12 protein-coding genes and 1 other RNA gene are annotated in these 13,602 nt (G+C 42.3%); 9 read left to right on the plus strand and 4 right to left on the minus strand.

The features are described 5' to 3' along the window. Window positions 1–3: 3 nt before the first annotated feature. Window positions 4–372: a hypothetical protein gene (locus FNK51_RS06660; RefSeq protein WP_141992829.1), complete on the plus strand. Its 369-nt coding sequence runs from the start codon at window positions 4–6 to the stop codon at window positions 370–372. A 293-nt stretch (window positions 373–665) separates the two neighbouring features. Here the strand turns inward: FNK51_RS06660 and FNK51_RS06665 are convergent, their stop codons facing one another. Both FNK51_RS06665 and FNK51_RS06670 read right to left on the minus strand, forming a co-directional pair. Beyond that, window positions 666–1,502, minus strand: a complete 837-nt coding sequence (locus FNK51_RS06665) for a M15 family metallopeptidase (protein ID WP_141992830.1) — start codon at window positions 1,500–1,502, stop codon at window positions 666–668. Window positions 1,503–1,557: 55 nt separating this feature from the next. After that, window positions 1,558–2,100 carry a hypothetical protein gene (locus FNK51_RS06670; protein WP_098371540.1) on the minus strand — a complete coding sequence of 181 codons (543 nt, stop codon included), beginning with the start codon at window positions 2,098–2,100 and terminating at the stop codon, window positions 1,558–1,560. 176 nt (window positions 2,101–2,276) lie between these two features. Between FNK51_RS06670 and secG the strand changes: the two genes are divergently transcribed. From secG to FNK51_RS06700, 6 genes are all read left to right on the plus strand, one after another. Continuing rightward, complete coding sequence (gene secG, locus FNK51_RS06675; RefSeq protein WP_063233970.1) at window positions 2,277–2,510, plus strand: preprotein translocase subunit SecG; 234 nt, start codon at window positions 2,277–2,279, stop codon at window positions 2,508–2,510. A 140-nt stretch (window positions 2,511–2,650) separates the two neighbouring features. After that, on the plus strand, window positions 2,651–3,397 hold the full coding sequence (locus FNK51_RS06680; RefSeq protein ID WP_141992831.1) for an alpha/beta hydrolase: 747 nt from the start codon (window positions 2,651–2,653) through the stop codon (window positions 3,395–3,397). 33 nt (window positions 3,398–3,430) lie between these two features. Then, a complete protein-coding gene (rnr, locus tag FNK51_RS06685) occupies window positions 3,431–5,800 on the plus strand; it encodes a ribonuclease R (RefSeq protein ID WP_141992832.1) in 2,370 nt (789 codons plus the stop codon). Window positions 5,801–5,867: 67 nt separating this feature from the next. Further along, window positions 5,868–6,335 (plus strand): SsrA-binding protein SmpB, encoded by a 468-nt coding sequence (smpB, locus tag FNK51_RS06690; RefSeq protein ID WP_057912049.1) that lies wholly within the window; start codon window positions 5,868–5,870, stop codon window positions 6,333–6,335. A 123-nt stretch (window positions 6,336–6,458) separates the two neighbouring features. Further along, window positions 6,459–6,820: a transfer-messenger RNA gene (gene ssrA / locus FNK51_RS06695) on the plus strand. Between the two features lie 223 nt (window positions 6,821–7,043). After that, window positions 7,044–8,012, plus strand: a complete 969-nt coding sequence (locus tag FNK51_RS06700) for a nuclease-related domain-containing protein (protein WP_141992833.1) — start codon at window positions 7,044–7,046, stop codon at window positions 8,010–8,012. Window positions 8,013–8,580: 568 nt separating this feature from the next. Here FNK51_RS06700 and FNK51_RS06705 read toward each other — a convergent pair. Both FNK51_RS06705 and fdhF read right to left on the minus strand, forming a co-directional pair. Then, window positions 8,581–9,057, minus strand: coding sequence for a helical membrane plugin domain-containing protein (locus tag FNK51_RS06705; protein ID WP_141992834.1), 477 nt, complete (start codon window positions 9,055–9,057; stop codon window positions 8,581–8,583). Between the two features lie 18 nt (window positions 9,058–9,075). Continuing rightward, on the minus strand, window positions 9,076–12,015 hold the full coding sequence (gene fdhF / locus FNK51_RS06710; protein ID WP_141992835.1) for a formate dehydrogenase subunit alpha: 2,940 nt from the start codon (window positions 12,013–12,015) through the stop codon (window positions 9,076–9,078). Window positions 12,016–12,350: 335 nt separating this feature from the next. Between fdhF and FNK51_RS06715 the strand changes: the two genes are divergently transcribed. Both FNK51_RS06715 and fdhD read left to right on the plus strand, forming a co-directional pair. Beyond that, window positions 12,351–12,713: a Na-translocating system protein MpsC family protein gene (locus FNK51_RS06715; protein ID WP_076368224.1), complete on the plus strand. Its 363-nt coding sequence runs from the start codon at window positions 12,351–12,353 to the stop codon at window positions 12,711–12,713. 55 nt (window positions 12,714–12,768) lie between these two features. Beyond that, complete coding sequence (gene fdhD, locus FNK51_RS06720; RefSeq protein ID WP_141992836.1) at window positions 12,769–13,566, plus strand: formate dehydrogenase accessory sulfurtransferase FdhD; 798 nt, start codon at window positions 12,769–12,771, stop codon at window positions 13,564–13,566. Window positions 13,567–13,602: the final 36 nt, after the last annotated feature.

Raw genomic sequence — 13,602 nt, forward strand, 5'->3', positions numbered from 1 at the left:
AATATGCTGGTTGTACATCAATTGAATATAAAAATTCAAAAATTGGGAGGTATGTCACCAATGAAAAAATACATAAATATAGTTGGAGCATTGGGCTTAATCGTTTTGATTATGGCAATGCCATTTTTCTACACAACCATTTTTTTGGGTAGTTTTATCTTGGACCCAACACCGCATACGAATCCTCAGCCTGGCCATGAAGACCACAATGCAACAAAAATTTGGGAGGGTATGTCAAAAGAGGAATATCAGAAAATTAAATACGTAGAAGAACATAAATATAAATATGAAAATGAAGAACCTGCATTCAACCCAGATGAATCATCAAGTTTCAACCTATTTGAAGTTGAAAATAAAAACGATGAATATTGAAGGACCCCGCCAATTATGCGGAGTCCTTTTTTCGTTGCTTAAATATGCAATGCTCCAAAATTAGGTTTCGTTCTTTCAGTCTTTGAAATCCATTCACCCAATTATTTTGGGATTCCGCTTCTGACGAGAAGATGGATTCTGCACAGTAATTTCTTTTCACCTCCCATTCCATGTGATAATACACATTGAATGGGAGGTTTTTTTGCTTATAAAGCTAGCCGCAGAGCTGATAAAAGGATTTAATCAAACGTTTGATTAATATAAAAAAAGGTGCCGCATCCGGGCACCTTTTTTTATTTATTCGATACAGCTTCCACTGGTACGGCATTATAGTATTCTTCTAATGTAATCTTCGCTTCAAAGATTTCAGTTGCGGTAGCCACACCAACATAACGGATGTGCCATGGTTCGTATTTATACCCTGTGATGTTTTCCTTGCCTTCAGGGTAGCGGATGATAAATCCGTATTCATGTGCATGTTCAGCAAGCCAGGCCGCTTCATTCGTATCGCCGAAGCAGTCCTGGGCAGCACAGGCACCATCGTGGGTCGTGACATCAATTGCCAGGCCCGTTTCATGCTCGCTTGTCCCAGGCATTGCACTGTAGGTTTTCGCTTTTTCTTCCCCGTCCTTAGCCACATAATTATTAAAGACCGCGATTTGTCTTTGGTGTGAACGGTAAGCGGAAACGCCGGCAAAGTGCATGCTGTCTTTTTCGGCAGCTTGGAACATTTCTTCAAGAGCTTTTCCGGCTTCTTCGCGCATCATTCTTTTTTCGATTTTATCTTGAAAGATGAAATCCACTTTTGGGTAAATAAGGTCATCAGGTTTGTAATCATCAGGCAGGCTGTATTGTTTATTGACAAGTACAGGTATGCTTTCCGGGTTGGCTAATGTCTGAAGGCCAGCCTGTGCTGGTTCAGCCGTTTCATCAACTTCCACCTGGCGTTGGGCCGATTCTTTTGAATCATTATTCTTTTCAGTTTCTGTCTCTGTCTCCGTCTCCGTATTCTGGGAGCTCGGTTGTTCTTCTTTCTGCTCTTTTTCATGATCGCTTGTCAGGTCTGATGAACAGCCAGCCATCAGAATGAAAGATGATAGAGCGGTTGCTGCAAATATAGGTTTTAACATTTGAAAGGCCCCTTGCTTTTAATATAAGATTTCCAATAAAAGTAGTTTTGAAAAATTATCGTGATAAGTAATCCCTTGTTAATTCACTTTGATATTTATCTAGAAATAAGCCAATCCAGACGACCATCAATAAAAACGGATAATCATTACGAACTGCGGTTTGCACTACGGGATCAGACCAAAAGTTCGAAAGGAAACCAGATGACATCCTGATTGTCTCGAATGTGACAAGGGCGTGAAGCGATAACCAAAGAATCGTAAGGGTATTTGTCCCAAACCCAATGACCGCTGCTATGACGCTCAGCAAGGCGGCTGCTGCCCCGATCAGGAGGACATGGAAGTTGGATTGGAAAAAATCGGTACCGCTATTGGAAAGTCCATTATAAATAATAGCAGTAAAATAAACGGTTGTCGTGATATATGCAGCAAATAATAAGTATCGATTTCCGTGATACTTTGCCAGCAGCAATAAAATTGGTGATAGGATGATTAATAGGACACTGATAAGATTGCTTCCGCCTGTCCATAAAGAATAGCCGGCAACCGCCGAGAATAGGATGGTCAGGAGATCAAGAATCCGAAGTATGGACTTAAACATGTTGACACCTCTTTCTCTATTTATGCAAATTATCTCAAACTTTGTTTCAAAAAGAAATAAATGACTATTGGTTTTTAGGAATTCTTACCATCATAGTATAACAAAGATTGTGGATATTTATTGGGTGTGGTAAAGTTAAAGTAATTGTTTATTGGTTCTTCAGGAGGTGTAATTGCATGCATGCATTTCTCATAACGCTTTTAGTGATTGTCAGTATCGCCCTTATTGTGACGGTATTGCTTCAATCAGGTAAGAGTGCAGGTTTATCGGGTGCGATTGCCGGCGGTGCTGAGCAGCTATTCGGAAAGCAAAAGGCACGCGGTTTGGACCTAGTTTTACATCGTGCAACGATAGTATTGGCGATTTTATTCTTTGCTTTAACTTTACTTGTTGCTTTCTTTGATGTGTAATGGATCAAAAATGAGTCTAGCTAATTAGCTAGGCTTTTTTCTTTGCACAATAGTTGCATGAATAGATATAGTGATTTTAGTACTTAATTATAGGATAGGGATATTTTGAATTCTATTTACTGATAAAGGAGTTTGAAGTCATGAAAATCAAGCTGCAGCAGCCCTTTACTTTTGAAGGCGGAAAAAGGGCTGTCTTACTTTTACATGGATTTACGGGAAATTCGGCGGATGTACGGATGCTGGGCCGTTACTTGGAGAAACAGGGATACACCTGCCACGCCCCGCACTATAAAGGGCATGGCGTTCCGCCAGAGGAACTGGTGAAAACGGGTCCGGAAGATTGGTGGAAAGATGTCATGATGGCCTATGATTTTCTTAAAAGCAAAGGCCATGAAGAAATTGCTGTTGCCGGACTCTCATTAGGAGGCGTATTTTCTCTTAAATTAGGTTACACTGTACCTATAAAGGGTATCGTATCAATGTGTGCGCCTATGCATATTAAAAGTGAAGAAATGATGTTTAAAGGAGTATTGGAGTACGCCAGAGAATTTAAGAAGTATGAAGGGAAAACTCAAGAGCAAATAGAGCTTGAAATGGACCTCCTTGCCGATAAACCGATGAATACATTGAAAGCCCTTCAGGAATTGATAACGGATGTAAGAGAGCACGTCGACCTTATTTACGCTCCGACATTTGTCGTGCAGGGCCGGTATGATGATGTTATCAATCCAAAAAGTGCCGATATTATTATTGATTCCATTGAATCACCGGTCAAACGAATCAAGTGGTATGAAGAATCCGGCCATGTCATAACTCTTGATAAAGAAAAAGACCAGTTGCATGAAGATGTATTGGAATTTTTAGAAAGTCTGGATTGGTCCGAATAACAAATTTATTATACCCTGAATAGGAGGGTTTTCATGGAAGATAACATTCAAGAACATATTAATAAGCTTCTGACATACATGACGGATGAAGCGTATAAGCCGTTAACGGTACAAGAACTGGAAGAGGCTTTGAAAATCGAAGACTCGGCAGATTTCAAGAATTTCGTTAAGGCTTTAGTAAAAATGGAAGAAAAGGGATTGGTGGTCAGAACAAGAAGCAATCGTTACGGCCTGCCGCAAAAAATGAATTTGTTCCGCGGTAAATTAACGGGACATGCAAAGGGATTCGCATTTGTGACACCTGACGATAACCCGGGAATGGATGATATTTTCATTCCGCCAAATGAAACGGGCACAGCGATGCATGGAGATGTCGTCATGGTACGAGTGTCTTCGGAAACATCGGGCTCAAGGCAAGAAGGCACGGTCATCAGAATACTTGAACGCGGAATTACACAAGTGGTCGGTACATACTCCGAAAGTAAAAGTTTTGGTTTCGTCATCCCTGATGATAAAAAGATCGCAAGCGATATCTTCATCCCACAGCACGCTTCACATGGAGCGGTAGAGGGCCATAAGGTTGTCGTCAAGCTTACTTCCTATCCTGAAGGACGCATAAGTGCTGAAGGCGAAGTCATTGAGATTCTGGGGCATAAAAATGACCCTGGTGTGGATATTCTTTCCGTGATCCATAAATATGGTTTGCCAATGGAGTTCCCGGAAGACGTAATGGAGCAAGCCAATGCCGTTTCGGATACCATTCAAGAAAGTGAAATTGGCAGCCGCAGGGATTTGCGCAATGATGTTTTGGTCACAATTGATGGAGCGGATGCAAAGGACCTGGATGACGCCGTCACTGTTTCTAAACTTGAAAATGGCAATTACAAGCTAGGTGTTCATATTGCTGATGTCAGCCATTATGTGGAGGAAGGATCTCCAATCGATAAGGAAGCTTTGGAAAGAGGGACGAGCGTATATTTGGTGGATAGGGTCATTCCAATGATCCCGCATCGTTTATCGAATGGCATTTGTTCCTTGAACCCACAAGTCGATCGTTTTACACTCTCTTGTGAAATGGAAATCACGCCAGATGGCAAAGTCGTCAATCATGAGATTTTTGAAAGTGTCATTAAGACGACGGAACGTATGACCTATGGCAATGTGAACAAAATCCTTGTGGATAAAGATGAAGAACAGCTCGAACGCTATGAAGCGTTGGTGCCAATGTTCCAGGACATGGAGAAGTTAGCGGCCATCCTTCGTAAAAACCGGATGAACCGCGGTGCGATCGACTTTGATTTCAATGAAGCGAGAGTCATCGTTGATGAAGAGGGCCATCCGACTGATGTGGTTTTACGTGAAAGGTCGGTTGCGGAAAAGCTGATTGAAGAGTTCATGCTTGCGGCAAATGAAACCGTTGCAGAGCATTTTCACCGTCTTGACGTTCCGTTCATCTACCGTATTCATGAAGATCCAAAGCCGGAAAAACTGCAGCGTTTCTTCGAATTCATTACGAATTTCGGATATATTGTACGGGGATCGGCCAATGACGTCCATCCTAAGGCGTTACAGGAAATCATTGAGGCAGTTGCCGGTAAACCGGAAGAAACGGTCATTTCAACCGTCATGCTTCGTTCCATGCAACAGGCGAAATATGATCCGGAGAGCTTAGGTCACTTTGGTTTATCTGCTGAGTTTTATACACATTTCACATCGCCGATTCGCCGTTACCCGGATTTGATCGTGCACAGGTTGATCAGGACCTACTTGGTGGAAGGTAAAATGGATGAAGCTACGAAGGAGAAATGGAATGCCAATTTACCTGAGATTGCCGATCATACATCGAAACGTGAACGTCGCTCAGTCGATGCTGAACGGGAAACGGATGATCTGAAGAAAGCGGAATATATGCTGGATAAAATTGGCGAAGAATATACCGGGATCATTGGTTCGGTTACGAATTTCGGGATGTTCGTCGAGTTGCCGAACACCATTGAAGGACTTGTCCATGTCAGCTTCATGACAGATGATTATTACCGCTTCGATGAGCGTCAGCTTGCAATGATCGGGGAGCGTACCGGTAATGTGTTCCGGATTGGCGATGAGATCGACGTACGTGTTTCTAACGTTAATAAAGAGGAACGCGCCATCGATTTTGAAATCATCGGCATGAAGGTAAGCCGTCCGCGTCCATCTGGCGAGAAGAAAATATTCAAGGCCAATTCAGGTGAACGTAAACGCGGCCGAGGCGGCAATGGTGGACGTAACGAAGGGAAAGGCGGCGGCCGCGGAGGTAACCGCAATGGAGATGCGCCTTCTTCCGATAGAAAACCGAAAAAGAAGAAAAAATTCTTTGAAAATGCGCCAGCAGCCAAGCGCAAGAGAAAACCAAAAAAGAGATAAAGATTGAGGCGGGGGATGATCATTTCATCCTCTCGCCGCGATTGGATGTAAAAAAGGGGAGAGTTAGATGCCAAAAGGCTCAGGTAAACAACTAGCACAAAATAAAAAAGCTTATCATGATTTTTTTATTGAACAAACGTTTGAAGCGGGAATCGTTTTAAAAGGGACAGAAATCAAAGCAATCCGTGCGGCCCGAGTGAATTTGAAGGATGCCTTTGCTAAAATAGAAAATGGTGAAATTTATCTTCATAATATGCATGTAAGCCCTTATGAGCAGGGAAACCAGTTTAACCATGACCCGTTGCGGACACGGAAGCTTCTTTTGCATAAAAAAGAAATCAGTAAACTGATCGGTGAAACAAAGGAAACAGGTTACACCATCGTCCCGTTGAAAATGTATTTAAAGAATGGCTTTGCCAAAGTTTTAATCGGACTTGGAAAAGGGAAGAAACAATATGACAAGCGTGATGACCTAAAGAAGAAAGAAGCGAAGCGTGATATTGAACGTGCTTTCCGTGATCGTCAGAAGATGTAAAACTGCCAAGACCTTACAATTGATTTTTTGAACCAATCTGTTATAATTAATCCTGTACCGATGACAATTGAATATCAGCCAACTTGCTGACTATTCTTCTCTCGTACGCTCCATTTCTATCATGGGGACGTTACGGATTCGACAGGGATAGTTCGAGCTTAAGTTGCGAGTCGAGGGGATCGGCCTCGTTAAAACGTCAACGCCTATAACTGGCAAACAAAACAACAACCTAGCTTTCGCTGCTTAATAACAGTCGATAGCTGTTCCTCCCTCCATGGCCCACGTGGTAGGGTAAGGGACTCACTCTAAGTGGGATACGCCGGAATCCACCGTCTGAGGATGAAGGAAGAGACCAATCAGACTAGCTGCTCTGCCGCCTGTCGATAGGCTAATGAGTTTGCGAAATGCGAATATATCGACTACACTCGTAGAAGCTTAAGTGCCGTTATGTCTGGACGTGGGTTCGACTCCCACCGTCTCCACCAATACATATATTGGTGGTTTTTTATTTGTTTTTTTATTTGTTTTTGTCGAAAAATCGATAAATCGTATAATTCGCAGATAAATCAGGAGTTTTCGCTGATATATCTCCATTTTCGAAGATATAATCCCGATTTCGCAGATAAATTGTACAATCGCTATCATTTAAAGGAATATTCCCATCTGCTGTAGAATCCTTTGGGAGAAACCAAGATTGGAGCGATGAAATTGATTGTAAATAAGCGAAAAGTTCCTCTTGCCATCCGCAAATTACGTGCATTAGCGAGCAGGCTTCCTCCGAATCACCCTAAACTCCCCTTAATCATGAACGATCTCAAAAAAAGGGAAGCGGGCCATAAAGGGGAATGTTCCATTGATTTTCCATTAAGCTTTCTTGAACCGAAAAGCTATTACATCTTCCACGACTTAAGGCTGCAGGATCAATCCCGATTTTTTCAACTTGATACCTTATTAATCTCCAAGAAATATGCGCTTATTATTGAAGTGAAGAACATTGCAGGGGCAATCTATTTTGATCCGCATTTCAACCAGCTCATTCGAACGATAGAAGGCAAAGAGACGGCATTTCCAGATCCCATCATACAAGTCAGCCGCCAAGAATCACAGTTAACCTATTGGTTCTTGAAAAATGGTTTTCCCTCACTTCCAATCCACTCTTTAATTGTCATCAGTAATCCCCAAACAATCATCCGTACAGCTCCTAGTAACCATAAACTCCACTATAAAGTTATCCATCGCGATGCACTTCCTTATAAAATTAGTCAAATGGAAGATTCCATAACAGACTTCAGTTTTAGTGAAAAAGATCTGAAAAAGGCAGTTCGAGTAATGAATAAACACCACATCGATGCGGACTTTTCCATTCTGGAACGATACAACCTTACCGAAAAGGACATAATAAAAGGAGTGATATGTGAGAATTGCAAGGGGAATCAGTTATTTAGAAGGCATGGCACATGGATTTGTCATCAATGCCAATTAACCAGTAAAAAAGCACATATCCCCGCTTTACGAGATTATTTTTATCTATTAGGCTCGACCATAACGAATCGGCAGTTGAGGGACTTTTTAAACATTTCCTCTTCATCCAGTGCAACGAGGATCTTGCAATCATTGAGTCTGACAAGCCGTGGTGCGAATAAGGGGAGGGTGTACAGCCTGTATTTTGATGATTGATTTGAGCCCACGCTTTAAATTATTTCTCTATATTTACATCAACATTTTGGAAATCCTCCAGAATAATATCTATTACTGGAGCTTGATAAGCTAATAAGATTTTTTTACTTAGGCAATATGTAATTCTTCAATTTCAATATTTTTTATATCCGCCACTTTTTTTCTCATTTCTTCCTTTGTGGGATAATTTTTTGTGCCGTAAACGCACATGAAAAATCTATCTAACTCACTAACCTCTTGCTCTGTAAAGCCATTCGGGGCCATACTATCATGTAATTTAAAAATGCATGCTTCAATAAAAACAATTCGTATTCTAATTCCTTAATTTTTTCTTCTTGATTCATTAAATCATCCACTCCAATGCTAATCTTATCCAATACGCTACACTTTTGCAGCAACTAAGCCATTACAAAACAAGCAAATGATTCATATTTTTAGCGTAGTTGTAGCTTTCGTTCCATCAATCTTAATGCAATTCAGGGATGTTCACCGTGTTTCATATGTTAGCATTTCATCCAATATAGAACAAAGACTCAAAAGAAGTTTCTCTTGAGTCTTTGTTCCGATTCTATTCTTTTAATTCCTTGCCCATTCCCTTTAGGAAGTGGACGCCAAAACCGATCGCCCGGTTTATGTCTGGGTCATTCAATGTTTTCATTAAATCCAAAACTCCGATCTTCTTATCGGTCTGAAGGAATTTTTTTCCTTCATCGATTCCTGCAAGTGCACTGTTTAGCAGTTTCGTGGATTGTGCGGCATCGGCGTTCATCAAGGCTCCTGTTGCCCCCATAAGGGTATTGATTAGGTTTGTGACAGGTTGCCTTGTGATTTGTTGAAGAGCGATTTTTGCAATTTGTTCTTTTCCTTGAAGCATGGAGGTCGCGGCTTCGAATACTCCCGAGTCATTCAGTTCATTGACGATTTTAAACATATTGTTTAATGCATCTTCATTATCGGTGATCAGCGTTTTCAGTTCTTCGAGTTTTTGTAGCTTTATTTCTTCCTCAGTAATGGGATTATGGATTTCCGTAATAGGAGCTGCCATGATCTTCACCCTCCTTGTTTATTTATCCGTTAAGTGAACATACCCTGGACGGGCCCACTTACGTTCAACCTCGACACCATTTTGAGGGTGACGTTTTTTGTTCCTTGGATTGGTACCCGGTAATGGGATGTCTCCGCTTGCGCTTAATACTTCCATGCGGACCATCGTCTGTTTGTAGGCAGGCGTGCTTGTGCGTTGATCATAGATAGGACCAGTCAGGAAGTTGATGGCAGAGTCTTTATCGACTGAGTTCATCGGTAAAAATAGCTCATTATTTTTCACACGGTCTGTGATCAGGGCTTTTAATTTAACGGCTCCGAATGGGGACACTAAGCGAACGAGTCCGCCATCACCGACTTTACGTTCTTTTGCAAGTTCTGGTGATATCTCAACGAAAATATCAGGTACTTTCGATTGGATTCCATTGGATTTGTTCGTCATATTGCCTTCATGGAAATGCTCAAGCATGCGTCCATTATTGATATGAAGGTCATATTCTTCCGGGAATTTATAGGGTTCCACCCAGTCAGCCAGTGCAAAGCGCGCTTTCTTATCAGGAAAGTTGAAGCCATCCACATAAAGAAGCGGCGTGTTTGAGCCATCATGGCTTCCCCAGAGGAAGCTGTTCCATCCTTCCAGCACCTCGTAATTCGCTTGGCTGAATATCGGTGACAGGCTTGCCATTTCATCATAGATTTCACTAGGGTGAGTGTAGTTCCAATTTGCACCTAAGCGATTGGCGATCTCTTGAGTGATTTCCCAGTCCGCTTTAGAATCTCCTATAGTGGGAAGGGCTTTATATAAACGCTGTACACGGCGCTCAGTATTGGTGAACGTTCCGTCTTTTTCAAGAGATGGAGCTCCGGGTAATACCACGTCGGCATATTGGGCTGTCCTTGAAAGGAAAATATCCTGTACAACAAAGAAATCCAATCCGGATAATACTTTATCAACATGGTTTGCATCCGCGTCAACAAGTGCCATATCTTCTCCGACAAGATACATGGCCTTCATGTCGCCTTTTTCTATCGCTTTAAGCATTTCAATATTGTTCAAGCCAGGTTTGCCATCGATTTTCACTCCATAAGCTTTTTCGAATTTAGCACGTGCCACGTCATCGGTAACATGCTGATATCCTGGAAGCCATGTTGGAAGGGTACCCATATCGCAAGCGCCCTGTACATTGTTATGGCCGCGAAGCGGATAAGCTCCCGCTCCTGGACGACGGTAGTTACCCGTAGCCAATAGCAAGTTGGAAATTGCCGCTGAAGTATCGGAAGCACCGGTGTTTTGTGTAACGCCCATTCCCCAGAGAATGCATGTTCCGTCTGCATCGCGAATGGTCTCAGCTATTTGGATCAATGTTTCTTTTGAAATACCTGTGTGTGTTTCTGCATATTCCAAGGAATATTTCTTAAGAACTTCTTTATAATCTTCGAAGAAGTTAACATTTTCATTGATGAATTCTTGATCATGCCAGCCTTGATCGATCATATATTTTGTAACCGCCATCAACCAAACTTGGTCTGTTCCTTGTTTTGGACTGATATGGATGTCGGAGCGCTCGGCCATTTCGTTTTTGCGGATGTCAGCTACGATCAGTTTTTGTCCGTGAAGCTTGTGTGCCCGTTTTACGCGTGTCGCCAGTACGGGATGGCCTTCTGCAGGGTTAGCCCCAACGATGATGACAAGACCTGCTGCGGCGATATCTTTAATCGTACCAGCATCTCCGCCCATGCCGACTGTACGGAACAGTCCGTCTGTTGCCGGGGATTGACAGTAACGCGAGCAATTGTCGACGTTATTCGTTTCGAACATTTGCCGTGCCAGTTTTTGAATCACATAGTTTTCTTCATTCGTGATCTTTGATGAGGAAATGAAGCCTACTGAATTCCCGCCGTATTGCTGTTTGATCGAACCAAGTCTGGATGCAACTAAATCAAGTGCTTCATCCCAGCTTGATTCAACGAATCTACCATTTTTCCGAATCAGGGGCTTGGTCAAACGTTTTTCCGAGTTTACGAAGTCCCAACCGAATTTCCCTTTGACACATGTAGATATCGCATTGACGGGTGCTTCATGAGTAGGTTGGACTTTAAGAATTTTACGCCCTTTTGTCCAGACTTCGAATGTGCATCCTACCCCACAGAACGTGCAGACCGTTTTTGTCTTCTTCGTCCGTGTATCACGCATTGCCGCTTCAATCTCCGAAATGGCAAAAATCCCGCTGTATCCAGGTTCCACTTCTTTGACAAGGTCAATCATTGGTTCAAGCATATCGTTTTTCAAACCTGACATGAAGCCTGCCTCACCCAGCATCGATTTTTCCATTAATGCATTGCATGGACAAATGGTTACACACTGTCCGCAGCCTACACAAGATGAGTTATTGATTTCCGTTCCTTCATCCCAGATTACCCGGGGGCGTTCCGCTTCCCAGTCGATGGACAGCGTCTCGTTGACCTGAAGGTTTTGGCAGACTTCGACACATTGACCGCATGCGATGCATTGATTGGCATCATAGCGGTAAAATGGATGGGACATATCGACGGCACCCAATTCCACTTTAGGTGTGTAAGGATATTTTTGGTGTTCAATTTCCATTAATTCCGCTGTGTTATGCAGTTTGCAATTTCCGTTATTATTATCACAAACAGTACAGTATAAAGAATGGTTTTCCAGGATCCGGTCCATGGCTTCGGTTTGGGCCTCTTTTGCCTTGCTTGAATCCAAGGCTATATCCATGCCGCCCGCTGCTTTTGTCGAACATGATCGGACGAGTTCCCCATTAACTTCGACGATGCATGTGTCGCATGTTTGGATCGGATCCACTTCAGGAACATAACAAATCTGTGGATGAGCTATCTCATTTTGGTTGATGACCTCCAGTATTGTCGCTCCTTCATTAGCGGTATAATCCTTCCCATTGATTTTGATGATGATGTTTGAATCGCTCATTATATTTCCCCCTTATATAGCCAAAAAACACGAAAAAAAACCACCATGATCACACCTCCGGCTCTGAACGGAAATGTAGGTCATGGTGGAATAGTTTAATAGCAAAGCTTGCCAATATACCAATCCATACCATAATGGATAATTTTTAAAAAAGATAGGACACAACAGTACACTATTATGCTCCCAACTTTCCTCTTTGATATTATACCTTTAATTTTAACAAGAAACAATCCTGGAAAGAGGTTATCATTCCCAAATTCCTTTCGTTTTTCTCCGGGTTGATTTATGATAAGAAAATTGAGAACTTAATTTTCTTGAATTGGAGTGACGTAACGGTGTCAAAAGTTATCCATGAATTCAATGATATGATTCGTAAGCTGCGCAAGGAACTATTCGGTAAAGGACCAGAACGCATACACACGGTTTTCGTGGAAAATATGGCCGTTTCTACGTTATATGGGAATTTGACTCCTACGGAAATGTTCATATCAAGATCGGAGGAAGGAAGGGACATGGTCCATTCTGCACGTACCAAAATGGTTCAAGATGTGTATTCGGAGAGTCCTCCTGATGGAATGGAAGAACTGGTTGGAGCTAAACTGGTCCATTTGTTTTCAGATATCAAAATTAAAGAGAACATAGCGATTTCCGTATTCGTATTTGATAAGGATATAGCGGACAAACTCAACGGGCATTGACCATGTTCCTTACATATTGGTCAATTGGCTCCTGAATAGTAAAAGGAGTGGGAACATGAAAGCGATTGAAAGCAAGAGGGACATCATCCGGATAACCAAAGGCAACATCGAGCGGACGGAAGATACGATCGTAACGGAGTATCCCGTCACTGTCAAAATAAATGGCCAGGAATTCGTCACGATGGTTTGTACGCCTGAATACATCGAGGATATGGTGATCGGTTATTTGGCTTCGGAAGGCATCATCAAAAATTATGATGAGATAAAAGAAATCTGGGTCCAGGAAAAAGAAGGCTTTGTTCATGTGAAGACAGATAAAGTGAATCCCTACTTCCAGGACTTTCAAAATAAGCGGTATATTACATCATGCTGCGGAATGAGCAGACAAGGGTTCGTCTTTGTGAATGATGCATTGACTGCCAAGAAAATGGATAATGTTTCGGTGAGACTGACTCCCGATGACTGCTTCCGCTTGATGAAGGATTTACAAAATTCCGCTGTCACCTTCCAGAACACAGGAGGGGTCCACAATGCCGCTCTATGCGATGTCGATGGCCTCGTATTAAGCAGGATGGACATCGGACGGCATAATGCCTTGGACAAGATATACGGCCATTGCTTGAAAAATGGTATTTCGATAGATGGGAAAGCTATCGTGTTCAGCGGCCGGATTTCATCGGAAATTCTCTTGAAAGTGGCGAAAATCGGCTGTGAACTGATACTCTCGAAATCCGCTCCAACCGAATTGGCCTTGGAGTTGGCTGAAGGATTGGGAATCACCACGGTCGGGTTCATTCGTAATGATTCACTGAATATCTATACATGCCCTGAAAGAATTCAATTGAATGACTGAGCGTCCTCCGCTTGAAAGATGCTGCTCCTAAGGCGG

Origin of the sequence: Bacillus sp. B4EP4a, from assembly GCF_006680105.1 — a bacterium.
GTDB lineage: Bacteria > Bacillota > Bacilli > Bacillales > DSM-1321 > Peribacillus > Peribacillus simplex_E.

What these genes read in the sequence shown, in the direction of transcription:
- FNK51_RS06660 (WP_141992829.1), top strand. Translation starts at nt 4, where the DNA reads ATGCTGGTTGTACATCAATTGAATATAAAAATTCAAAAATTGGGAGGT.
- FNK51_RS06665 (WP_141992830.1), bottom strand. Translation starts at nt 1,502, where the DNA reads ATGTTAAAACCTATATTTGCAGCAACCGCTCTATCATCTTTCATTCTG.
- FNK51_RS06670 (WP_098371540.1), bottom strand. Translation starts at nt 2,100, where the DNA reads ATGTTTAAGTCCATACTTCGGATTCTTGATCTCCTGACCATCCTATTC.
- secG (WP_063233970.1), top strand. Translation starts at nt 2,277, where the DNA reads ATGCATGCATTTCTCATAACGCTTTTAGTGATTGTCAGTATCGCCCTT.
- FNK51_RS06680 (WP_141992831.1), top strand. Translation starts at nt 2,651, where the DNA reads ATGAAAATCAAGCTGCAGCAGCCCTTTACTTTTGAAGGCGGAAAAAGG.
- rnr (WP_141992832.1), top strand. Translation starts at nt 3,431, where the DNA reads ATGGAAGATAACATTCAAGAACATATTAATAAGCTTCTGACATACATG.
- smpB (WP_057912049.1), top strand. Translation starts at nt 5,868, where the DNA reads ATGCCAAAAGGCTCAGGTAAACAACTAGCACAAAATAAAAAAGCTTAT.
- FNK51_RS06705 (WP_141992834.1), bottom strand. Translation starts at nt 9,057, where the DNA reads ATGGCAGCTCCTATTACGGAAATCCATAATCCCATTACTGAGGAAGAA.
- fdhF (WP_141992835.1), bottom strand. Translation starts at nt 12,015, where the DNA reads ATGAGCGATTCAAACATCATCATCAAAATCAATGGGAAGGATTATACC.
- fdhD (WP_141992836.1), top strand. Translation starts at nt 12,769, where the DNA reads ATGAAAGCGATTGAAAGCAAGAGGGACATCATCCGGATAACCAAAGGC.